Here is a 22810-nt window from a genome sequence, read left to right on the forward strand (position 1 = left end):
GGCTCCGTGGCACCTCGCACCAGGGACGAGGTACCCAGGGACATCTCCGCTTTCGGCATCCATGTCCGCACGTGCCTGGAGCCACTGCGATCCCGCTTCGTCGAGGCCGTCGAGTCCGACGCCGCCGCCGACGACCGGATCGCCGCCGTCGAGGAACTGCGCGCCGGGCACGAGGCGCAGGTGACGCGAATGCGGCAGTTGCAGGCCGCCTTGTTCGATGCGGGGATCGCCTGGCCCAGTGGTCCATCCGAGTTCGGTGGTCTCGAATTGACGCAGGCCCACGACACGGTGCTCGACGAAACGCTCGACGAACTCGGTTTCCCGTCTCGGGAGGCACTGTTCGTCGGCCTCAATATCGTGGCTCCTGCCCTCCATCATCATGCGCCTCAGGCATTGCGGGAGAAAGTGATTCCCGCGCTCTACCGTGGCGAACTGATCGGATGTCAGCTCTTCTCGGAGCCGGGTGCGGGCTCGGATCTCGCGGGTGTCACCACCCGGGCGGTCCGCGACGGTGACGACTGGATCCTGACCGGACAGAAGGTGTGGACGTCGATGGGGCATCTCGCCGATGTCGGCGAGGCGCTGGTGCGGACCGATCCGGACGTCCCGAAGCACGCCGGCCTGACCATGTTCCTGGTCGACATGCATGCGCCCGGGGTGACGGTGCGTCCCATCCGGCAGATGACCGGCGGCGCTGCCTTCAACGAGGTCTTCCTCGACGGCGTCCGCGTTCCGGACTCCCACCGGATCGGCGATGTCGGAGCCGGCTGGCGGGTCGCCTCCACCAGCCTCGGCAGCGAACGCAGCACCATGAGCGGTGCGGCGGGTCCGTTGACGCCCTATGTGATGGAACGCCTCGTGGCGCTGGTGCGGCGGCTCGATGCCGACTCGGATCCGCTGCATCGACCGCAGATCGCGCGAACGGTCGCCGCCGTCACCGCGATGCGTGCGGCGGCCGGTATGAGTGACGGATCGTGGTCGCACGACCTGTCCACGGTGTCCGGTTCGGTCCTCAAGATGCTGATGGTCCGTGCCGCGGACGAGATCGCCCACCTGGCCGAACAGGTGCTCGGCGAACAGGCCTTCATCGACTTCGGCGCTCCCGACACCTTCGCGTGGTCGGAGTTCGTGCTCGGTGTGCCCGCGCTGCACATCGCGGGCGGGACCGACGAGATCCAGCGCAACGTCATTGCCCAACGCGGCCTCGGCCTGCCGCGCCGATAACCCATCGACCACCCACCTCCGAGGAGCGGACATCATGGAATCGTTCATCATGCACCGGAAGGGGCGTACGCCCCGCCAGGGCCATCGGGATCTCGACGGCCTCAAGGACGACGAGCTCGGTCGGTACGGATTCACCGGGCGCACCGGAAACCTCTACCGTCGCAACGATCCCACGGCCTACCGTGCAGTCGGCGACCTCGCCGGAGTCGACCGGATGACCACGGAGCTCCAGCCGACCGACGCGACCGACCCCGCGGGCGAACCGCTGCTGATGTTCTACAACGACGATTGCCGTATCTCGTTGAGCCGCCGTGCGCAGGTCGCGCCGTTCTACACACGCAACGTCGACGGCGACGAGCTGATGTTCGTGCACGAGGGAAGCGGCTACTTCGAGACCGAATTCGGTCGTCTTCCCTACCGGACGGGCGATTACGTCTACATGCCGAAGGGCACCACCCACCGTCAGATCCCGGATGCCGGGGAGTCGGGCCAGGATGCCACCACATTGTTGATCATCGAGGCCACCGAAGAATTCCGCGTACCCGAGGCCGGCGTGCTCGGCCGCTTCTTCCCCTTCGACCCGACGCTCGTGACGGTGCCGGAGGCCGAGGTCTTCGACGACGACGGGCGCGAGGAGTACGAGGTTCGGTTCCGGCAGCGCGAGGGCGCGACGTCGTTGTTCTACGCGTTCAATCCCCTCGACGTGGAGGGCTGGAAGGGCGATCTCTTCCCGTTCACCTTCAATATCGAGGACTACGACGTCATCACCTCCGACACGGTGCACCTCCCGCCGACGGTTCATCTGTTCATGCAGGCAACCGGCGTGTACGTGATGAACTTCCTGCCGCGGCCCGTCGAGGGACGGCCCGGCGCCGAACGGGTTCCCTGGTATCACCGCAACACCGACTACGACGAGATCGCGTTCTTCCACGGCGGCACCATGTTCGGCGTCGACATGCCGGCCGGGCTGATCTCCCACGCGCCGCAGGGCATTCACCACGGCATTCCGGAACGCGTGCGCGAACGTGCCCGGCGCCGGGAGAAGGAGGACACGCGTATCGGCTGGCAGGTCATCTCCATCGACACCCGCAAGCGGCTCACCGCCACCCCGGCGATGCTCGGCACCGAAGGAGAACAGGCGTGAGAGACAAGCGATTCGAGTACGACCGCATTCCTTATCTGGTCGTCTTCGATGACACGTCCGCCTACAAGGACACCTACGGCGGTGTGACGGAAAGTGTTGTGCTGGAGAGCTATCACCTGAAACCCAAAGGTGTGGACTCGGATACCGTCATCATCTTCATGCACCCGATCGGCGGCGGTGCGTACCTCCCGATGTCCAATGCGCTTCCGCGGGCGGGCCATCACGTCATCTACTGCAACAGCCGCTACCGCGGTGTGGACAGCGCCCTGATCATGGAGAAGGTCGTCCAGGATCTGGGTGCGTGCGTGAAGCACGCGCGCGAGACACTGGGTTACCGCAACGTGATCCTGGCGGGGTGGAGTGGCGGAGGGGCGCTCTCGCTCTATTACCAGCAGCAGGCCCAGCATCCGACGGTCACGGCGACCCCCGCGGGCGAGCAGCCGGACCTGACCCAGCTCGACCTGCCCGCCGCCGACGGACTGATGCTGCTCGCCGCGCATGTCAGCAGGCACGGCACACTCACCGAATGGATGGATCCGTCCATCCTCGACGAAAACGATCCGAGCAAACGCGATCCGGAACTCGACATCTACAACCCGGACAATCCGAACCAGGCCCCGTACACGCCGGAATTCCTGGAGCGATACCGCGCGGCGCAGATCGATCGCAATCGCCGCATCACCGCCTGGGTGAAGGAACAGCTCGCCGCGCTTCGCGACAGCGGTGAACCGCTGATGGAGCGGGCGTTCAACGTCCATGGCACGATGGCGGATCCGCGCTGGCTCGATCTCACACTGGATCCGAACGACCGCGAACTCGGCTGCTATCTCGGCGATCCGCGCATCGTGAACATGGGGCCCGTCGGCCTCGCCCGATTCTCCACTCTGCGAAGCTGGTTGTCGCAGTGGAGTTTCGACGATGCCAACGGCGACGGACCGCGCTGCGCAGCGGATCTCGAAGTACCCACGTTGGTGATCGGCAATTCCGCCGACAACGCCTGCACCCCGAGCCACACCCAGCGGCTCTTCGACGCGGTCGGGCATCCCGACAAGACGATGCGCACCATCGACGGAGCAACGCACTATTACTCGGGCCGCGAACAGATCCCGTACTTGAAGCAGGCCGTCGGCACCATCACCGAGTGGCTCGGTGAGCGATCGTGGACCGCAGTATGACCGTCGAGGTGCCGGGTCTCACGGTCGACGAGGTCCGGACCGGGTTGCGTGACTTCTTCCGCGCGCATCCGGGCATCGACGAGGTCCGCGACAACCGTGACGCCGACAACCAGACGTGCGGAGAAGGTTTCGACGAGAGCGTCTGGCGGCACCTCGTCGGAGAGCTCGGGATCGTCGCCGTCGCGGCCCCGACGGCGTGGGACGGATTGGAGCTGGGGTTGCCCTACGTGTGCGCCGCGATCGAGGAATGCGGTGCGGCCCTGTATCCGGGCCCAGCCCGGGCATCGGCCGCAGTCGCCTGCGCGCTGTCGGCGGTCGACCCCGACTCGGTTCCCGCGCCGCTACGGGAGACCGTCGGCGGGTTCCTCTCCGGTGATGTGATCGCCGGGATATCCGGCGATACCGGTGATGTCTCCGCGGATTTCGCCGACGGCCACGTACACGGGGTCCTGTCCGCGGTCACCCACGGCACGGTGGCCGGCCTCGTGGTGGCGGGAGTGCGCACACCGGAGGGTCCGGCCGTCGCGCTCATCGGGATTCCCGTCGACGCGCGTCGGCATCCACGTCCGACCGTAGACCTCGCGACTCCGGTCGCCGACATCGACGTCGCCGACGCCGCGGCGGTGCTGATCGCCGGGACCTCCATTGATTCCCGTGCGCGCCAACGCGATCGTGACATGCTCCTGCTGGCGGCCGAGCAGGTCGGTGGCGCGCAGGGATGCCTGAGCGAGATGGTCGCCTACGCCGCCATGCGTGAGCAGTTCGGTGCGGTGATCGGCACCTACCAGGCGATCCAGCATCGCTGTGCGGATACCGCCATCGCCGTCGCGGGCGCCCGTGCGCTGGTGAACGCGGCCGCCAACGCTCAGGACGGAGCGGACGGAGCGGCCACCGCCCTGTCCCTGCTCGCCCGCGCCGACGCCGCCGACGCGTTCGTGGCCGCTGCCGATGCGCTGATCCAGGTGTCCGGAGGCATCGGGTTCACCTGGGAGCACGACGCCCACCTCTACTACCGCCGGGCCCGCACCAGCGCATCACTCGGCGGTAATCCGGTTGAATTGCGGGACAGAGCAGTGGAATTCGGCTGCCTGGACCTCCTGACCCGCCCCCTCGGCGGCTCGAACGGTGATGCCCCATGACCATCAGCGCGGACCTGTCCGGACTGACCGCGATCGTCACCGGGGCATCCAGTGGCCTCGGCAAACACTTCTGCCGCGTGCTCACCGACAATGGTGCGCAGGTCGTCGCGGCAGCCCGGCGAGCCGATCGTCTCGACGAACTCGTCGCCGGTGGGGACGCCGCGGTGGCCCAGCGCTGCGATGTCACCGATGGCTCCGACGTCCGCGATCTGATCGCGGCATCGGCAAGACTTGGCGGGCCGCATATCGTGGTCAACGCTGCGGGCTGGGCCGAAGATCTGCCCGCACTGGAGACGTCGGCCGATCACTTCCGGAGGACACTCGACGTCGATCTCACCGCGACCTTCGAGGTGTCCGCCGAGGCCGCTCGCGCCATGCCGGACGGCGGTTCGATCATCAATATCGCATCGATCCTGGGCATCGTCGGGTCGTGGCCGATCCCACAGGCCGCCTACTGCGCCGCCAAGGGCGGTGTCATCAACCTGACGCGGCAGCTGGGCGCCGAGTGGGCATCCCGCGGTATCCGGGTGAATGCGATTGCTCCGGGCTGGTTTCCGAGTGAACTCACCGACGACATGTTCGCCAACGAGTCGTCGATGACATGGGTGAAACGCAATACGCCGATGGGCAGGCCGGGTCGTCTCGACGAACTCGATGGTGCGCTGTTGCTGATGGCGTCACCGGCGAGCACCTTCCTGACCGGACAGGTGCTGGCCGTGGATGGCGGGTGGACCGCACGATGACCGTCCGGATGTCGCGCGACGCCGGGATCGTGCGGATCACCCTGGACCGCCCGGACAAGCGCAACGCCATGACGGACGCCATGTGGGCGCAACTCCGCGATCACCTGGACGCGCTCGATCCCGGGGGAGCCGACCGCGTACTGATGATCACCGGAGCGGGCGGTGCATTCTGCGGCGGATCGGATATCGGTGGGCTGCTGGATGATCCGGAGTCCCTGTCCGATCGCATCGAGGTCTCCAACAGCTGTGTGCTGGCCATGCATGAGCTGCCGATTCCGACGATCGCGCTCGTCGGCGGTATCGCCGCGGGCTCCGGGGCGAACCTGGCGCTCGCCTGTGATCTCGTCTATGCCTCGGACACAGCACGATTCGCGCAGCTCTTCATTCATCGTGGACTGTCGCTGGACAGTGGCGCGAGCTGGTTGCTGCCTCGCCTGGTCGGCGAGCGACGGGCCCGTGAACTGTGCCTGCTCGGTGAGAAACTCCCGGCCGACGAGGCATTCGCGATGGGCATGATCACGGCGGTCGTGCCCGCCGACGACCTGGGCGACGCGGGCTTGTCGGTCGCCGAGCGGCTCGTCGCGATGTCTCCGGACGCGTTGGCCGGAACCAAACGGCTTCTGAACGACACGTGGGAGCACGACCTGGCCGGTGCGCTCCGCGCCGAGACCGACAATCAGCTGACGGTGATCGCCGGTGAGACCGCACGCGAACAGATCTCGTCGTTCGGTACGGTGAAGCGATGACTGCCACCACACCCTCGCGGGTACGGATCGTCGAGGTGTCGCCCCGCGATGGCCTGCAGAACGAGAAGGTGTCGCTGACGACCGGGCAGAAACTCGAATTGATCGCCAGGGCAGTGGCATACGGCTCCCGAGGGGTGGAGGTCACCAGCTTCGTGCATCCCGCGAAGGTCCCCGCGATGGCCGACGCCGAACAGGTTGTCGCAGGGCTGCCCGGAGACGGCGGGGTCACTTATTCGGCGCTCGTGCTCAATGAGCGTGGGCTCGACCGGGCGATCGCGTCGGGCGTGACCGAGATCAACGCTGTCGTCCATTGCACCGATGCCTTCAGTGAACGCAATCAGGGCACGGACATCGATGGCGGTATCGCGATCTGGCACACCATCGCACGCGCGGCCCGTGCCGCCGGCGTCACCCCGAACCTGACCCTCGCGGTTGCTTTCGGTTGTCCGTTCGAAGGGGAGGTGCCGGTCGACCGGATGCGTTCGATCGTCGAGCGGGTTCTCGAGGAGGCGCCCGACGAACTGTCGCTCGCCGACACCATCGGAGTCGCGGTGCCGCGTGACGTCCGTGAACGTTTCGGCATCGTCGCCGATCTGATTCCCGACGATCTGCCGCTCCGGGCCCACTTCCACGACACGCGGGGAGTGGGCATCGGGAATGCTTTGGCCGCAGTCGAATCCGGGGTCACCATTCTCGACGCCGCGCTGGGCGGTATCGGTGGCTGCCCATTCGCGCCCAACGCCACCGGCAACATCGCCACCGAAGACCTGGTCTATGCCCTCGACCGCAGCGGCATCGATCATGACCTCGATGCGGTGGCCCTGCACGAGTCAGGGGAGTGGCTGGAGAACCTCTTCGGTCGTCGCCTTCCCGCCAACGTGCTGCACGCCGGTGGCTTTCCGTCACCGGTGACACCGGCCTGATCGGCCCGATCAGGGCGAGAGCAGCAGGGCCGTGATGAGCGAACGGTTGAGCACCGCCGCATTCACGTCGTCGTCCACCCAGGAGCGGGTGGTCAAGGTCATGTCCTCGGCATGTGGCGTGCCGATGCAGTGCTCGGCGAATGCGGCGAAGAACTCGTCCGGATCGAGCAGTGTCTCCGGCGAGTGGACACCCGGCCGCTCGGCGGCCGCCACCATCGGTACCGAAACCGCCAGTGGCACACTGGTATTCGCCGACATCGACATGCCGGGTACGCCCGCGAGTGCGGTGGCCGCAGTCGCCGGTACCCCGTCGCGGCGACCGGTCGCGACAGCGAACAGCGGCGGTGGGCCGCCCGGCGCGAGCGACGCCGCCGGACCGTGGTCCGGGCGAATCTGCTGGGAGATGGCGGAGACACGCGCCGCGAGCCCGGCCGTGAGCACCTTCCGGTCCACCAGGAACCGAAGCCCCCTCATGAAACCGAGGGTCGTAGCATCGCCGACGACGACGTTGACGGACCGATTGGCCGGTATCGCGCGCTGAAGGGTGACCGCTTCGGGGTGACCGAATGTGCGCCCATGAAATCGACCCAGCCCGGGGTAGTCGATCTGGACTTCTTCGAGGGCCGGCCGGCGTGTCAGCCGTCCACCGGACCACGTCGGGATGGTGCCGGTGATCTGCTCTATGCCGTGCACGACCGCGGCCGTCGGGACACCGAAGCCCCGTGACTCGGAGGTGGCGTCGTCGATGTTCCAGCCGGTGATGATGTCGTCGACGGAGTCGAGTTCGCGTGCGGCCAGCACAGCCAGCAGATTGGCGACGCCGGGACTGGCTCCCATACCGATCAGCGCGGTGACTCCCCGCTCGCGGGCGCGTGCGTCGAGCTCCATCATGGCCAGCGTCGGTTCCGGGTCGTCGCAGATGTCGACGTAGTCGCGACCCGCCTCGATTGCCGCGGAGAGGATGGGTACGCCGAAGCGGTAGAACGGTCCGACGGTGTTCACGACGATGTCGGCATCGGCCATCAACGCGCGCAGCGCGTCGCTGTGCGTGACGTCGATCTGGCGGGCCTCGACCGTCGCGGTGGTGGCCCGTTCCGCACCGATCTGCTCGGCAGTGGTGCGTGCGGCGTCCAAGCGTTGGTCGGCGACGATGACGCTTCCGACGGCGTTGTTCGCGGCAATTGTCCGGCTTGCATGTCTTCCCATTTCGCCGGCTCCCCCGACGACCACGACTCGCATCTCACCTCCGATGAACGACACCAACGGGTACTGACTCCAGTAAACAGCGGGGAGGTGGAGTCGGCAAGGCATCGTCATCGCGGATCGCCGAGGGCGAATCGTCGCGGGTCTACGGCGACGAGGGGCTGTGACGCGGCAGTTCCTTGCGCTGGACCTTGCCGGTTGCGGTCCGGGGCAGCGCCTCGACGAAGACCACCGTCTTCGGTATCTGATAACCGGCGAGTTTGCCTGTGGCCCAAGCGATCACGTCGTGCTGGGAAAGTTCGGCATTGGTCACCACCGCGGCCGACACGCGTTGTCCCCAATGGGGATCCGGCGTACCGAAGACGGCGCATTCGACGATACCGGGCATGGTCACGAGAACATCCTCGACGGCCTGCGGGTAGACGTTCTCGCCGCCGGTCTGGATCATGTCGTCGGCGCGGCCCCGGACATAGATGTAGCCGTCGTCGTCGACGAAACCCATGTCGCGTGTGTTGAGCCAGCCATCCACCAGCATTCGGCTGGTGGCCTCCGGATCGTTGAGGTACCCCTCCGTGAGACTTGGTCCGCGGAACCATAATTCGCCGGATTCACCGGCCGGTAGTGTCGTCCCGTCCGGTCCGCGTACCTCGACGTCGATGTGGACGCCGGGACGACCTGCCGAGGAGAGGTGGGCAGGATTGTCGCCGACATGATCCTTGGGCAGCAGAAAGGCCACTCCGCCACCGCTTTCCGACAATCCGTACACCTGGCAGAAATGACAGCCGAGGATGTCGATGGCCTCGCGCAGCAGATGCCGGGTGATCGGGGAGGCGCCATATCCGATGTGCTGCAACGTGGACAGCCGCCGGCCCGAGCGTTTCAGTTCGTCGAGAAGCGAATGAAGCAGTGTCGGAACCAGAATGGTGTGGGTAACATCGTTCTCGTCGAGGGCGCGGACGATCCCGCCGGGCGAGGCGTCGTCGCTGTAGATCGTGGTGAACCCGATCTGCAAAGCGAAGTTGGCCCAGGTGGCTCCGGCCGCGTGGAAATTCGGTGGTATGACGAGCGCGCGCGACGCCGGGGTGAACTCGTGCACACTCGCGTACGGGATCGTCGCCTCGACCGCACGCCGCGTCAGTGGCACAGCTTTCGGATGGCCGGTGGAGCCGGAGGTGAAGTAGATCATCGCGATCGAATCATCGTCGAGCGCAACGGGTTCCGCGGGTGATTGGCTCAGGGGCGGCCAGTCTTTGCCGGGGTCCACAGACGTGACGCCGTCGACGCCCAGGGTTTCGGCGACATCCGCGAACCGGCTGTCGGCGATGATGTGGGCCGGCGTGATGGCGTCGGTCACCGTACGGAGATCGGCGGCGGGCAACCGGAAGTTGAGGCCGACGACCGTCGCTCCGCGCCGCCACGTCCCGAGCGCAGTGATCGGGTAGCCGACACCGTTCGGTCCCAGCCAGGCGACCCGGTCTCCGGGCCCGACGCCGTGGTCCGCGAGGTATCCGGCGCAGCGATCCGCGGCGGCATCCAACTCGGACCAGGTCATCCGGTGATAGGGGTCGATGAAGGCGACCTCGCCGCCCCGGTCGGCCGCGTGCTGCCGAACGGCGTCGTTGATGGGCACTCCGGTTCCGGAGACGGCTACCCGCGTGGGTGTTGGTGACATCGATGACCTCCGGCCGGTCGTCCGCTATGAGCGGCACCACTCTTTCTGAAACTGACTCAAGATTCAGAAAATGTCAAGAGGCTGTCGCGACGCGTGCCGTGAGGGGGACTCAGTCGAGCAGTTTCTTCTGCACCTTGCCCATGGCGTTCCGGGGCAGACCGTCGACGTACCGGATTTCCTGCGGTCGCTTGTGACGGGACAACTCGCTGACGACCAGATCGATGAGCTCGGAATCCGGAACACGTTGGCCGACAACGTAGGCGACGATCCGCTGTCCCAGATCGTCATCGGGCACCCCGATCACCGCGACCTCGTCGACCGCGGGATGGCCGAGCAAAACGGTCTCGATCTCACCCGCGCCGATGCGGAAGCCGCCGGATTTGATCAGGTCGGTGGCTCGCCGCCCGACGATCCGGTGCATCCCGTCCGGATCGACGACCGCCACGTCACCGGTCGCGAAGAAGCCGTCGGGCAGCCAGGACTCGGCAGACTTTTCCGGCTGATTGAGGTAGCCCGAGGACATCATCGGGCCGCGGACGTGGAGATCGCCGACGGTTTCGCCGTCGTGCGGAACGTCGGCGTCGCCGTCGCGCAGTCGGGTCTCGACGCCGTTCAGGGGAAGTCCGACCCAACCGGGCCGACGGTCACCATCGGCGCGTGTGCTGAGGGTGATCATCGTCTCCGTCATCCCATAGCGCTCGACGATCTGATGCCCGGTGAGTCGGGCGATGTCGTCGAAGACCGGGACCGGCAACGGTGCGCTGCCGGATATCAGGAGCCGGGTCGTCGAGAGTGACTGTGCGGCAGCGGGATCGCCGGCGATCCGGGTCCACACGGTGGGCACACCGAAGAACATCGTCGCGCCGTGATCGACGGCGGCGGCATAGCGTTCCGGGGTCGGCGTGCCGGTATGGATGAGCCGGCCGCCCCGGCGCAGAGGTCCGAGTACACCGAGGATCAGGCCGTGCACATGGAACAGTGGAAGGCCGTGCGCCAGAGTGTCGTCGGGCGTCCACAGCCAGGCGTCGGCAAGGGCGTCGAGACCGGCGGCGATCGCGTCGCGCGTCACCGGAACGCCCTTCGGCGGTCCGGTCGTGCCGGAGGTGTAGAGGATGAGCGCGTCGGAGGAACCGGGCGGTTCCGGATGCCGATGCCAGGATCGTGCGTAGCGTCGCACGGGTATCACCGGCAACGTCGGATTGTCGGGTGCGGCGCCGAGCCAGGCCTGAGCGCCGGAGTCGGTGAGGATATGAGCGATCTCGCGGGGCCCGGAATCGGGTGGGACCGGAATCGCGGTCACGCCTGCGATAAGGCAGCCGACGATGGCGAGCACGCTCTCGGTCGTCGGATGGGCGAGCACGGCGACCCGGCGCGCACCTGCGATCCGCTCGGCGACCGCGGTCGCGGCCCCCACCAGATCTTCGCGGGACAGCGTGTCGTCGCCGACCGTCACGGCGTCGGGCAGATCGGCGGCAGCGAGAGTGAGCATCGGGAACAGCACGTGTCCCACTCTGTCATCCCGCGGCCCCGAACAGGGCCGTCTGATCCACCTCAGCCCGGCATGATCTGACCGTCGGTGACGGTGATCGGCTTGCTCGCGAGCGGTTCGTCGGCGGGGCCGGACTTGACCCTGCCGTCGGTGGCGGAGAATTTGCTGTTGTGGCAGGGGCAGATGATCTCACCGTCGGTGATGTCGCTGACGAGACAGCCCTTGTGGGTGCAGACCGCGCTGAACGCCTTGAACTGACCCGCGGTGGGCTGGGTGACGACGGTCTTCGCGGATTCGATGACCACTCCACCGCCGACCGGGACCGCGGATGCCGCGGTCAGTGCACCCGCCGGAGCATTGCCTGCGGCGGGTTCGGAAGTCGTTGTGGCGCTGGTCGACTCATCGTCGGAGCCGCAAGCCGCCAGGACGGCGGCACCGGCGACCGCGACGGCTGCGCCACCGAGGACGCGACGACGGGCGATTCCGGATGGCGCATCGGATGATGTGGTCATGGCTCTCCCGGGCTGTGGGTGACGGATGATCCACGGTCATCTTCCCCCGATCGGCGCCACGGTGCGCGCGATCGGGAAACCCGGATCAGCGGGGGAGTGCCCCGGCCGCCCAGTCGGCAAAGCTCTGCCAGCCGATGTCGGGGAACTTCTGGTGCAGAGCCGGGATGTCGACGGTGTAGCCCCCGCGGCCGAGGAACTCGAACATCGCGCGCATGTCCTCGGACGAAATCCGTTCGGGATCATAGGATTCCGCATGGACGTCACGCCCGAGCACGGTCGACAAAGACGCCGCCATCGCGGCCGGCGTCGGATCGTCGGAGGCCAGGTCGAAGCGCTCACCGACGTGCGCCTGCGGGTCGCGGAAGAGTTCCGCGACGAACCGTCCCAGATCGCGGCGGGACAGCTGCTGCAGTGGCAGATCGTCGGGCATGGCGATGGGCACGATCCCGGCGGCCAGGGCGTCGGCGCCACCGAGCAGATTGTCGTAGAAGTAGGTCGGGCCGACGATCGTGTGCGGAAGACCGGAGTCGGCGAGGAGTTGTTCGACGCGGTACTTCGACTCGAAATGCGGGACGCCGGTGCCCTGGTCGGCATCGGCGACCGAGGAGAACACGAGGTAGGGGACGGCCGCGGCCTTCGCGGCATCGATGATGGCGGTGCCCTGGGTGACCTCTTCGTCCACGCCGCCGGACTCGAACGGTGTCGTCAGTGCGAAAACGCCGGTGGCGCCCTGGAAAGCAGCCTCGAGGCCGGTGCCGGCGGCGATGTCGCCGGTGGCGAGTTCGACGCCACGAGCGGCCAGCGCCTGCGCGCGCTTCGACTCCGGATCGCGGACCACCGCCCGCACCGGAAGACCCGCATCGAGGAGCGCGTCGACGACCGCTCCGCCCTGACCACCTGTTGCACCGAGCACGACGAAAGTCATGCGGCCAGCGTACCGACGGGTTGTTGGCTCGTGAGTTGGCGTAACCGTCACCGATCCCGGCCGACACGCCGTGCCAGAGGGCGATTTGCGTCGGAGCCGTGACGGTTACGCCAGTACAGAGTGTCCCCGCGATTGACGGAACCGCCCTGTTCGGCAACTCTGAATTCGAACATGCGACATACGTCGCACACCTGGGGAGGGCGCCGGCATGGCAATGCTTGTTCTATTGGCGATCATCGCGGTGATCGTCGGTCTGGTGGTGATGGCCGTCGCCCTCATCGCGATGCTGATCGTGCGGAAATCGAAGTCGTCCGAGGCCGCGATGGTGCCACCGCACCTGCAGCAAGCCGGCTGGTATCCCGCCCCCGACGATCCGCAGGTCCTGCGCTGGCACGACGGCATGCAGTGGACCGCGCAGACCAGACCCAAGGGCTGACCCCAACGACAAACCGCCCGTCACCAGCAGGTGACGGGCGGTTCTCGGATGGCGGAGGATAGGGGATTCGAACCCCTGAGGGCTATTAACCCAACCCGCGTTCCAGGCGAGCGCCATAGGCCACTAGGCGAATCCTCCAACCCGGCGATGATAGCGGTAGAGGGCGGTCGGGCTCAAAACGCGTCGGTCCGGGGCCTGCGAGACCGGATTGTCGGACGACCGGTACGTGCGGCTACACTTGGCCTCGGATCCCGCGCGGCGTGCATCCTGTGAACTCCCCCAGGGCCGGAAGGCAGCAAGGGTCAACGGGCTCTCTCGGGTGCGCGGGGTCCCCTACATTCGATTGCTTCAGAGCATTGCCGCCCGCCGCTGTGGCGACATTGGAGAGGTCTCCGCGTGAACTACCACTCGATGAGTGCCGATGAACTCCGCGAAACCCAATCTGATCTCAAGAAGCGCTACGACGATCTGCTCGCCGCCGGGCTGAAGCTCGACCTGACGCGCGGGAAGCCCGCGCCCGAGCAACTCGATCTGTCCAACGATCTGCTCGCGCTCCCGGGCACCGAGTACCGCGACAGTACGGGCACCGACTGCCGCAACTACGGTGGCGGGATCGCCGGGCTGCCGGAACTGCGGGAGATCTTCGGTGAGCTGCTCGCCGTCGACCCCGACAATCTGATCGCCTTCGGCAACTCGAGCCTCGAGCTCATGCACGATCTGACGGTCTCCGGCCTGTTCTCGGGCACCGTCGATTCCACTGCGCCGTGGGGACGTGGCCCGGTGAAGTTCCTGTGTCCGGCGCCCGGATATGACCGCCACTTCGCCATCACCGAGCGCTACGGCATCCAGATGATCCCGGTGCCGATGCTGCCGAACGGTCCGGACATCGACGCCTGCGCGGCGCTCACCTCGGCCGATCCGGCGATCAAGGGCATGTGGGCGGTCCCCACGTATTCGAACCCGACCGGCGTGACCTATTCCGAAGACGTGACGCGCGCCCTGCTGGAGATGCCGGCGGCCGACGACTTCCGCGTCTTCTGGGACAACGCCTACGCCGTGCACACCCTGGTCGAGGCCCCGCCGACGCCGCTGCCGGTCGTCGAGATGGCGGCCGAGGCGGGTAATCCGAATCGCGTGTATGTGCTGGGCTCCACCTCGAAAATCACCTTCGCCGGCGCGGGCGTCGCGTTCTTCGGATCGTCGAAGGCCAACATCGACTGGTTCACTGACCAGCTGTCGGTGAAGACCATCGGCCCCGACAAGGTGAATCAGCTACGGCACGCGAAGTTCTTCGGCAGCGCCGACGGCGTCCGCCAACACATGGCGCGGCACCGCGAGATCCTCGCACCGAAGTTCCGTCTCGTGCTCGACATCCTCGAGGACCGTCTCGGCGCGTCGAAGGTGGCGAACTGGTCGGAGCCCGAGGGCGGCTACTTCATCAGCCTCGACGTCATCGACGGCACCGCGCGGCGGACCATCGACCTGGCGAAGCAGGCCGGTATCGCGCTCACCGCGGCCGGCTCGACCTACCCCTACAAGAACGATCCGTACGACCGGAACATCCGCCTGGCCCCGACGTTCCCCGCCACCGACGACCTGCGGGTCGCCATGGACGGGGTGGCCACGTGCGTGCTGCTCGCCGCCACCGAGTCCATGCTGGACAGCCCGGTGAGCATGTCGGAATCCTGAAGCATGTCCGATCGCCCGTGAGATTCTTCGTCAAGTGAAAGCCACCAGGTCGACGGTGCTTGCCGTCGGCTTCCTGATCGTCGGTGCGTTCGCGCTGTGGCTGCAAGATGTGGTCGTGCCGCTGAGCACCCCGTTCTGGGGATTGTTCGGCAATCAGCTCGACCTCGACGTGTACCGGCAGGGCGCGCAGACCGTGCTCGACGGCGGTCGGCTCTACGACGCGAAACTGCTCGGGCAGATGGATTACACGTATGCGCCGGTGTCGATCCTGTTGTTCATCCCGTTCGCCTGGATGAACTTCGAGACGGCGCGCATCGTCTGGTCCGCGGGGATCTTCGTGGCGCTGTACCTGGTCATCATGCTGAGCTTCAAAAGCCTTGGCCGTCAGGCGAACTGGACGCTGCGGGCCATCGCGCTCGGGTTGGTGGCGGTGGTCCTGCTGCTGGAGCCGGTACGGACGACGATCTGGTACGGGCAGATCAATGTCTTTCTGCTGCTGCTGGTCGTCGCCGATCTGGCGCGACCCGACGGCAGTCGTCTGCGGGGCGTGGGTACCGGTGTGGCGGCCGGCATCAAGCTGACGCCCCTGATCTTCGTGCCGTACCTGATCCTCGTGCGGCAGTACCGCGCCGCGGCGACCGTCGTCGGCGGTTTCCTCGCGACGGTGATCGTCGGCTTCGTGATCCTGCCGCGCGATGCCTGGGCGTATTGGACGGGAAAGCTGTTCGACTCCGACCGCGTGGGTGCACCGCAGACCGTCGGCAATCAGTCGTTGCGGGGGTGGCTGGCGAACCTCCTCCACTCCGACGAACCGAACGTCATCCTGTGGGGTTCGCTGGTGCTCGTGGCCCTGGCGCTGGGCGCCTACTCGGCGGTCCTCGCCCATCGGCACGGGCAGGAATTGCTGGCGCTCACGATCGTCGGCATGACGTCGTGTGCGGTGTCTCCGATGTCCTGGGGCCACCACTGGGTGTGGTTCGTCCCGCTCGTGGTGATCGCGGTGCATCACGTGCTGCGGACCGATGTCCGGCCACCCATCCGTGTTCTCGCGGGTGCCGGGTTGGTCGCCCTGATCCTGATCGCCTTCTCCTGGCGCACCTATCTCGCCTATCCGTTCTGGTTCGTCAACCGGACGGTGCAGGATGCCTATCTGGTCGGTCTGTTCTTCAAACACGGCATCGGCTGGCTCGAATGGTTCACCGTCTACCCGTACAACGCGATCTTCCTCGCCACGACGATCGCGACGATCGTCGTGTATCGACGTCGTGGTGCGGAAGTGGACGAGGCCGCCACGCGGTCGCCGAGCGCACAGGTCAATCCTTTGAATGAACCGGATATATCAGACACGGCGTGACGCGGGTAGCCTGAGGCGGCATCGGTCGGGCCAGGAGGTTCTTCATGACAGACTTTGGGATTTCGTTCGAGGAAACGAGGACAGTCGCCAGTCGGTGGATGACGCAGTCCGATGTGGTCCGTGGCCTTTCATTCGAGCCGCTGAACGGGGTTTCAGGTGAATCCTGTCGTGTCGCCACTGCATTGAACTCGGCCGGAAAACCTGCAGCCGACTGTGTTGCGTCAATCGCTTCCAGGGTGAGTGCGCTGGCGGACAATCTGCAGTTCTTTACCGCGCGTACCGAGGCGAACGACGAGACGAGCGCTGCCGCCTTTCGGCGACTCACGGTCCGCTGATGCCGACAATCACGGAGCTTCGCACCTGGGATCCCCATGCGTTCACGGCAGCGGGAGAGGCCGCGCAGAAGGCCGCGTCAGCGCTGGTGGGCGCAATGAACGAAGTCTCGCGAGTGATGGATGGCGCGACCGCCTGGAAGGGTAAGACGCATGATGCGGTGGACGCGAAGGTAGTCGAGGAACTCGATCATGCGTCCGAGGTCAGCAACGTGCTGAACCAGATAGCCGATGAGGCGAAGGATGCCGGCGCCGACATCTACCACGCCAAGGAGTTCGTTATTCAGGAGGTGGAGGCCGCCACCGACGCTGAGTACGAGGTCAGTGACACGGGAGAAGTCACCGATCCGAACGATCCGGAGAATGAGGATGCCGCCGCCAAGCAGGCTTCCATCCAGAAAGGACTCGCGGTCGCCGCCGAACTGGACGATCGTTATGGCGCCCGGCTGGAGGCGTTGAGCTCTGACCTATCGGCGATGGTCAACGGCCAGTCCGACGTGGTACTTCCCTCCGGTGAGCGCATGGATCCTGATGCTGCGGTCAAGAGCCTCTTACAGAAGTCGCCCGCCGAGCGCCGGGCGTTCATGGCGGCGTTGAGTGAGCAGGATCGGAGGCGTGTCATGCAGGCAGACCCCGATGCCATCGGCAACATGGACGGGATTGATTTCGACATGCGGGCGGATGCCAACGAGATCAACATTCGGACTGCTCTTGAGGGGGAGGTCAGGGCAGGTCGGCAAGATGGCGAAAGGGCGATGCGTCTCCGAGAGTTCCTACAGCAGCGCAACATGGCAAACAGTGACGCAGTTACAGACCGTGACAGTGACTTTGCTCGCAAAGACGGAAAAATCATCAATCCAGACGATTTGAAGACGGAGCGCAAATTCATTGGATTTCGAAACACGGAAAATGGTCATTTCATCGAAATGATCGGGGCGATAGGACCCAACACCTCCAATGCGACCGTTTATGTTCCGGGAACCGGCTCTAATCTGAACGGAAGCCAGATCAACACGAACAATGCGTGGAATCTGGCGCACGAAACCAAGGGCCCGGTATTCGTCTACATGGACGGTGATCTGCCTCAGTATATGGGATACGAATATGCTGGCGCGAAGGTCGGCGAGTCTGCTGCGTCAACTCGATTCGCATACGATATGGCGCCTAAGTTGGTCTCTTTCGGCAAAGAACTGGATATCGAACTAGCGGAACATACTTCACCTAACGTGAAAACCACCTATATCGGTCACTCGTATGGTGGATCTGTCGTTGGTAGCGCCGAGCAACTCGGTCTGAACGCGGACCGTGTCATCTACGCATCGTCGGCCGGTACGGGAATTTACGACACGCCGTGGGCGAACCCGAATCCTGACGTCGAGCGCTACTCCCTCACTGCTCCAGGCGATCTAATCCACTACGTTCAGGATCTTCCCGCAAATCCACACGGTGGAGATCCGGATGACACTCCTGGCGTGACGAGACTCGATACCGGGTTTTACAAGGACGGCCAAGTGGTGGAGGGGCGCAGTGCGCACGGTGACTACTGGAATGACAGTTCATCCACGGCGTTTGAAAATATGGTGAAAGTCATCAAAGGTGAGGAGCCGGAACCTTACGTGGACCGAAAGGATGACATGTGGGGAGAAACAACAAAGGAGGAACTTGTCGATAATCGTGATGGAATGGTACGCATTCCTGGGCTTCCTCCGATTCCGTTTCCGTTCGGGTAGCCCGCCTCTTAGTTCTACGGAATGCCAAAACAAAGGGCGCAATGAATAGATTTCGCATGCGACAACGTGAGTCATGGCTAACGTTTATGACGCTTGGGGCGTTGTTGTTTTCATCGGGGTGCATGTTCGTTGATGAGGAACCGGATGCTTCGTGGAGGTCGCTAGATCAGGTGTGGCAGGCGGCTGTTCGGCATCTCGAAACTGTTGCACCTCGGCCGGATGTATCAAAGTCGGTTCCTGTCGGGCCAGATGGCCTCAACCGGTACCTGGAAGGCTGTGGTAGGAGAGGCAATGCTGCAGTGCCGGAAGTATATGGACCACCCTGGCGTCTGGAACTTGTTGACGAGATCCCTAACGCTTCGCCGACTGACTTTTCCCGAATCAATACAGGGTTTGATCTTCTGGTGCAGCAGGGCTTCACAGAGGGTGATTCTCGCGAAGGCGATGAACCGGAAGAGCGCCGAGTGGCCAACAGCGACTTCGATATTGCCGTCTTTGTCAATCAGGATGGGGCTGCCCGAACAGCACGAATCATGGTCTTGTCGAAGTGCTTCCGATTCAATGGTGACACAAACAAGGACTACCGATAGTCGACTGTGGATTTATGTACAAGTAAGAATCATATGGCACGGCCGTTGTTGTCAGGGCTACCACATATTCCCTTTCCCTTCGGGTGATGGAGCGATCTTGCGGTCACAGCAATTGAGACGACTGACCATAGTGGTCGGTATGGTGAGTGCAATAGTCGGATGCTCCGGCGAAAGTGTGCCTGATTCTCCGCACTCATCGGTGGACCGAGTGTGGGGGGCAACGAGTGGCTACTTCAATGTTGTGGTGCCGTTCAGTCCATACCCAACGACTGCGCCGCCCGGACCTGACCGACTGGGGCCCTATCTCGAAGGGTGTGGCGTTCGAGGAAGAGGTGCGGTCCCCGAAGTCTTCGGTCCTCCGTGGAGGCTTGAGTTGAAACACTGGATTCAGCGACCCGGGCCGGAAGACTTTTCTGCTCTCAACAAAGGGCTCGATGACCTCCTCAGGCAGGGTTTCAGTGAGCAGGATCGTCGGCCCGATGCTGAGCCGGAGGAACGACGGCTGACGAACGGGCAATTTGTCGCGGCGCTCTCGCTCCGGTCACGCGGTGCGGATCGGGAAGTGCAGATTTCGGTCGAATCGCCCTGTTTCCGATTCGAGGGTGACACCGACCCCGCCTACCAGTGACTCGTGGTCAGCAGTATCGAACATGACGTCACGAATCCGGAACGAATCGATAGTGGGGCTAACGACTGAGCGCATCCTCGCGACACCCTTCCTGTGTGGGGAATCCGCCCCGCACCGGATCGAGGAGGAACACATGCGTCGTCGTACCGCGGTGGTGGCCGCCGGACTGCTCGGATCGTCCGTGATCGCCGGAGCGCTCGGCGCCGGTCACGCGGACGCCGCGATCAAGCAGCAGTATGTCGCGATGAATTGCTACAGCCTCAACCCGAACGTCGTCGACTTGCCGTATCACGGCGGCGCGACCGTCACGTGGGACACCACGAAGCCGGGCACCTTCGACCTGCACAGCGACAGCAAGAGCATTTTCCCGTACGTCACCAACTCGACGATCACCATCACGAACCTGAAGACGGGTAAAGCGCAGACGGTCAAGCGGACCTGGCAGCACGGGCTCGGTGACAATTCGGGCTATCGGGTCAACGATCTGCGCGGCAGCGGCCCGACGAAGATCACGCTCAACGCCGTGAACCACGGTCTGCTGCCGAACCTCCGGGCGCAGACCTGCAGCGGCGTCGTCAACCTCTGACCCCGGCGGTCTCCGTGGGCCGTGGCCCACGGCACGGCAGCCATGCCCGCGCCACTGTCGAGGGGTAGGTGCGGGCATGGCTGTCGCCGGTCGCCGGTAGGCTCGTCGCGTGGCTCTGTATCGCACCTATCGCCCGGCTACCTTCGCCGACGTCGTGGGCCAGGAGCATGTCACCGATCCGCTGAGTCGTGCTCTGGACAGCGGCCGGATCAACCACGCCTACCTCTTCTCCGGCCCGCGCGGCTGTGGCAAGACATCGTCGGCGCGCATTCTCGCGCGCTCCCTCAACTGTGTGCAGGGCCCGACGTCCACCCCGTGCGGTGTCTGCTCGTCGTGCGTGGCACTCGCCCCGGGCGGACCGGGCAATCTCGACGTCATCGAACTCGACGCCGCCAGCCACGGTGGTGTCGACGACACCCGCGAACTCCGCGACCGCGCCTTCTACGCGCCATCGGAATCCCGCTACCGCGTCTTCATCGTGGACGAGGCGCATATGGTCACCAATGCGGGCTTCAACGCGCTGCTGAAGATCGTCGAGGAGCCGCCGGAGCATCTGATCTTCGTGTTCGCGACCACCGAGCCGGAGAAGGTGCTGCCGACGATCCGTTCGCGCACCCACCACTATCCGTTCCGCCTCCTGGCACCGCCGGTGATGCGCGGGCTGCTGGAGAAGATCTGCGCGCAGGAGCAGGTGACCGTCGCGCCCGACGTGTATCCGCTCGTGATCCGCGCGGGCGGCGGATCGCCCCGTGATTCGCTGAGCATCCTGGATCAGTTGCTCGCCGGCGCCGACGACACCGGCGTCACCTACGACCGTGCACTCGCCCTGCTCGGCGTCACCGACATCGCGCTCATCGACGAGGCCATCGACGGACTCGCCGCTGCCGACGGTTCACGCCTGTTCGGCACGGTGGAGAAGGTGGTCGACGCAGGCCACGATCCGCGACGGTTCGCCGTCGACCTCCTGGAGCGGTTGCGGGATCTCATTCTGCTGCAAGCGGTTCCGGATGCGGCCGACCGCGGTCTGGTCGAAGCGCCCGGTGATCAGCTGCAGCGGATGCAGGCGCAGATCGAATCGCTCGGGCCCGCCGCCCTGACCCGCTTCGCGGAAGTGGTGCACGATGCGCTCGGTGAGATGCGCGGCACCACGTCGCCGCGCCTGCTCCTCGAAGTGATGTGTGCGCGAATGCTTCTGCCGGGCGCATCCACCTCCGACGCCGCGTTGCTGCAGCGACTCGAACGTCTCGAGTCGGGCGTGGTGACCGGTGGAAGTGCCGTTCCCGCAGTCACATCCACCGCCGATCCGACGTCACCCGCCCCGGCCGGCCGTGCGGTGACTCCACCGGTCGACGCCGATGAGCCGCCGCCGAAGTATGTGCGGCCCTCGCAGCGCAAGGCCGCCGAGGAGGCACGGGCAGCCGCCCCGAGCACGGCTTCCGCAGCCGACGAGGGGCTGACGCGGGACGAACCCGCACCCGTGCCGAGCGAACCCACCGCGCCGATGCCGGAGCAGGGCGGCGGCACACCGACATCCCCGCAGCCCCCCGCGCGCGTGGCGGCGGAACAGTCGACCGTAGCCGAGCAAATGGTCCCCGCCGAGCCCGCGGCGACCACACCCGAACCCGCCACAGCTGAACCGGCCCCAGCTGAACCCGCCGCCCCCGAGAGCGATGCGACCGAGTCTCCGGCCGCGAGCGCCGCGGAGCGGACGCAGGAAGCCGATGCCGTGCCGGCGCCGGAACCGGTGTCCGCACCGGACGACGACATCCCGCTGCCGGACGAGCCGATGGACGAGTACGCGGCACCCGAGGCCGAACCCGTTGCAGCGCAACAACAGCCGGAGCCGACTGCCCCTGAAGCGACTACGGGTCCGGATGCGGAGACGTTGCGACGCCGCTTCCAGGAGGTGCGGTCGGCCGTCCGGGAGCGCTCGAAGAGCCTGGAACCGATGTTGTCGGCCGCGGTCGTCCACGACCTCGATGACCGCACCGTGGTGCTCACGCATCCGGTGGAGGTGCTCGTCGGCCGGTTGTCGGCGCCGCACGCGGTGGAGATCCTTCGCGACGCCCTGCGAGAGGTCTTCGGCACCGAACTCGATGTGCGCACGGTTCATTCGGCGTCGGCACCCCAGCCCGCCGCGGCCGCGTCGGCGCCGCCGCCCGCACAGGAGCAGCGTCGTCCCACCTATTCACGGCCGAGTCGGGCAAACGGACAGGGCGGCGATCGTCAGGGCGATCCCGGTGCGGGCGCGTCGACCGGCACGGACACGCCGCCCGAACCCGAGGAGCCCGAACCGCCGGCGCCCCGGTCCGACGACGAGATCAGCGACGCCGAACGCGACGAGATGGTCGCCGACGCGCTCGCGGGCAAGTCCGAGGGCCGTCTCGACCCGGAGACGCTCGCCATGGATCTGCTGAAGAACGAATTGGGCGCTCGGCCCATCGAATAGCGACGCGGTGATCTCGATACGTCGGCTCGCTTCGCTCACCGACTACTCGATCGGCGGGTGGGGCCGCGAGGCGTTGTCGCGCACCGTCTGCTCGTTCGGCGGGTGGGGCCGCGAGGTGTTG

The 22810-nt window shown here is 65.7% G+C and carries 20 protein-coding genes, 1 tRNA gene and 1 other RNA gene; 16 read left to right on the forward strand and 6 right to left on the reverse strand.

Annotated elements, in window-relative coordinates; all coding sequences use genetic code 11:
• Positions 1 to 6 precede the first annotated feature (6 nt).
• From AC4JJG_RS14410 to AC4JJG_RS14440, 7 genes are read left to right on the forward strand one after another with little or no spacing between them, the layout of a single operon-like run.
• The gene (locus AC4JJG_RS14410; protein ID WP_495398211.1) at positions 7 to 1224 is read left to right on the forward strand and encodes an acyl-CoA dehydrogenase family protein; all 1218 of its coding nucleotides are present in this window, start codon (positions 7 to 9) and stop codon (positions 1222 to 1224) included.
• A 34-nt stretch (positions 1225 to 1258) separates the two neighbouring features.
• Positions 1259 to 2368 carry a homogentisate 1,2-dioxygenase gene (locus tag AC4JJG_RS14415; RefSeq protein WP_495398210.1) on the forward strand — a complete coding sequence of 370 codons (1110 nt, stop codon included), beginning with the start codon at positions 1259 to 1261 and terminating at the stop codon, positions 2366 to 2368.
• Complete coding sequence (locus tag AC4JJG_RS14420) at positions 2365 to 3543, forward strand: alpha/beta hydrolase family protein (RefSeq protein WP_495398209.1); 1179 nt, start codon at positions 2365 to 2367, stop codon at positions 3541 to 3543. The genes AC4JJG_RS14415 and AC4JJG_RS14420 overlap by 4 nt, the downstream gene beginning before the upstream one ends.
• Positions 3528 to 4682, forward strand: coding sequence for an acyl-CoA dehydrogenase family protein (locus tag AC4JJG_RS14425; protein WP_495398208.1), 1155 nt, complete (start codon positions 3528 to 3530; stop codon positions 4680 to 4682). Before AC4JJG_RS14420 ends, AC4JJG_RS14425 begins: the two co-directional genes overlap by 16 nt.
• Entirely contained in the window at positions 4679 to 5425 is a 747-nt protein-coding gene (locus AC4JJG_RS14430; RefSeq protein ID WP_495398207.1) for an SDR family NAD(P)-dependent oxidoreductase, read from the forward strand. Before AC4JJG_RS14425 ends, AC4JJG_RS14430 begins: the two co-directional genes overlap by 4 nt.
• Positions 5422 to 6171 (forward strand): enoyl-CoA hydratase/isomerase family protein, encoded by a 750-nt coding sequence (locus AC4JJG_RS14435; RefSeq protein ID WP_495398206.1) that lies wholly within the window; start codon positions 5422 to 5424, stop codon positions 6169 to 6171. The genes AC4JJG_RS14430 and AC4JJG_RS14435 overlap by 4 nt, the downstream gene beginning before the upstream one ends.
• Complete coding sequence (locus AC4JJG_RS14440) at positions 6168 to 7094, forward strand: hydroxymethylglutaryl-CoA lyase (protein ID WP_495398205.1); 927 nt, start codon at positions 6168 to 6170, stop codon at positions 7092 to 7094. Before AC4JJG_RS14435 ends, AC4JJG_RS14440 begins: the two co-directional genes overlap by 4 nt.
• Before the next feature lie 9 nt (positions 7095 to 7103).
• On the opposite strand, the gene AC4JJG_RS14445 is transcribed toward AC4JJG_RS14440, so the two are convergent.
• The 5 genes from AC4JJG_RS14445 to AC4JJG_RS14465 form a co-directional block, all read right to left on the reverse strand.
• Entirely contained in the window at positions 7104 to 8333 is a 1230-nt protein-coding gene (locus tag AC4JJG_RS14445) for a saccharopine dehydrogenase family protein (protein ID WP_495398204.1), read from the reverse strand.
• Positions 8334 to 8442: 109 nt separating this feature from the next.
• Positions 8443 to 9969 carry a class I adenylate-forming enzyme family protein gene (locus AC4JJG_RS14450; RefSeq protein WP_495398203.1) on the reverse strand — a complete coding sequence of 509 codons (1527 nt, stop codon included), beginning with the start codon at positions 9967 to 9969 and terminating at the stop codon, positions 8443 to 8445.
• A gap of 109 nt (positions 9970 to 10078) precedes the next feature.
• Positions 10079 to 11470 carry an acyl-CoA synthetase gene (locus tag AC4JJG_RS14455; RefSeq protein ID WP_495399566.1) on the reverse strand — a complete coding sequence of 464 codons (1392 nt, stop codon included), beginning with the start codon at positions 11468 to 11470 and terminating at the stop codon, positions 10079 to 10081.
• Between the two features lie 50 nt (positions 11471 to 11520).
• The gene (locus tag AC4JJG_RS14460) at positions 11521 to 11970 is read right to left on the reverse strand and encodes a Rieske (2Fe-2S) protein (protein WP_495398202.1); all 450 of its coding nucleotides are present in this window, start codon (positions 11968 to 11970) and stop codon (positions 11521 to 11523) included.
• Positions 11971 to 12055: 85 nt separating this feature from the next.
• Entirely contained in the window at positions 12056 to 12895 is an 840-nt protein-coding gene (locus tag AC4JJG_RS14465) for an NmrA/HSCARG family protein (protein ID WP_495398201.1), read from the reverse strand.
• 208 nt (positions 12896 to 13103) lie between these two features.
• Here AC4JJG_RS14465 and AC4JJG_RS14470 point away from each other — a divergent pair, with 208 nt between their 5' ends.
• On the forward strand, positions 13104 to 13331 hold the full coding sequence (locus AC4JJG_RS14470) for a DUF2510 domain-containing protein (protein WP_495398200.1): 228 nt from the start codon (positions 13104 to 13106) through the stop codon (positions 13329 to 13331).
• Between the two features lie 49 nt (positions 13332 to 13380).
• On the opposite strand, the gene AC4JJG_RS14475 is transcribed toward AC4JJG_RS14470, so the two are convergent.
• Positions 13381 to 13469 (reverse strand) — tRNA-Ser (locus AC4JJG_RS14475).
• Between the two features lie 105 nt (positions 13470 to 13574).
• On the opposite strand from AC4JJG_RS14475, the gene ffs reads away from it, so the two are divergent.
• The 8 genes from ffs (at position 13575) to AC4JJG_RS14515 (ending at position 22689) form a co-directional block, all read left to right on the forward strand.
• Positions 13575 to 13669: signal recognition particle sRNA small type (gene ffs / locus AC4JJG_RS14480), an RNA gene on the forward strand.
• A gap of 58 nt (positions 13670 to 13727) precedes the next feature.
• A complete protein-coding gene (locus tag AC4JJG_RS14485) occupies positions 13728 to 15020 on the forward strand; it encodes an aspartate aminotransferase type Ic (protein ID WP_495398199.1) in 1293 nt (430 codons plus the stop codon).
• Between the two features lie 34 nt (positions 15021 to 15054).
• Positions 15055 to 16374 (forward strand): glycosyltransferase 87 family protein, encoded by a 1320-nt coding sequence (locus AC4JJG_RS14490; protein ID WP_495398198.1) that lies wholly within the window; start codon positions 15055 to 15057, stop codon positions 16372 to 16374.
• Positions 16375 to 16418: 44 nt separating this feature from the next.
• Positions 16419 to 16709 (forward strand): hypothetical protein, encoded by a 291-nt coding sequence (locus AC4JJG_RS14495; RefSeq protein ID WP_495398197.1) that lies wholly within the window; start codon positions 16419 to 16421, stop codon positions 16707 to 16709.
• Complete coding sequence (locus AC4JJG_RS14500; RefSeq protein ID WP_495398196.1) at positions 16709 to 18436, forward strand: alpha/beta hydrolase; 1728 nt, start codon at positions 16709 to 16711, stop codon at positions 18434 to 18436. The genes AC4JJG_RS14495 and AC4JJG_RS14500 overlap by 1 nt, the downstream gene beginning before the upstream one ends.
• 122 nt (positions 18437 to 18558) lie before the next feature.
• The gene (locus AC4JJG_RS14505; protein ID WP_495405783.1) at positions 18559 to 19026 is read left to right on the forward strand and encodes a hypothetical protein; all 468 of its coding nucleotides are present in this window, start codon (positions 18559 to 18561) and stop codon (positions 19024 to 19026) included.
• Positions 19027 to 19787: 761 nt separating this feature from the next.
• Positions 19788 to 20240 (forward strand): hypothetical protein, encoded by a 453-nt coding sequence (locus tag AC4JJG_RS14510; protein ID WP_495398194.1) that lies wholly within the window; start codon positions 19788 to 19790, stop codon positions 20238 to 20240.
• Between the two features lie 109 nt (positions 20241 to 20349).
• Positions 20350 to 22689, forward strand: a complete 2340-nt coding sequence (locus AC4JJG_RS14515) for a DNA polymerase III subunit gamma and tau (RefSeq protein ID WP_495398193.1) — start codon at positions 20350 to 20352, stop codon at positions 22687 to 22689.
• The last annotated feature ends 121 nt before the right edge of the window (positions 22690 to 22810 follow it).

The sequence above is a fragment of the Gordonia sp. B8661-1 genome, from assembly GCF_059427765.1.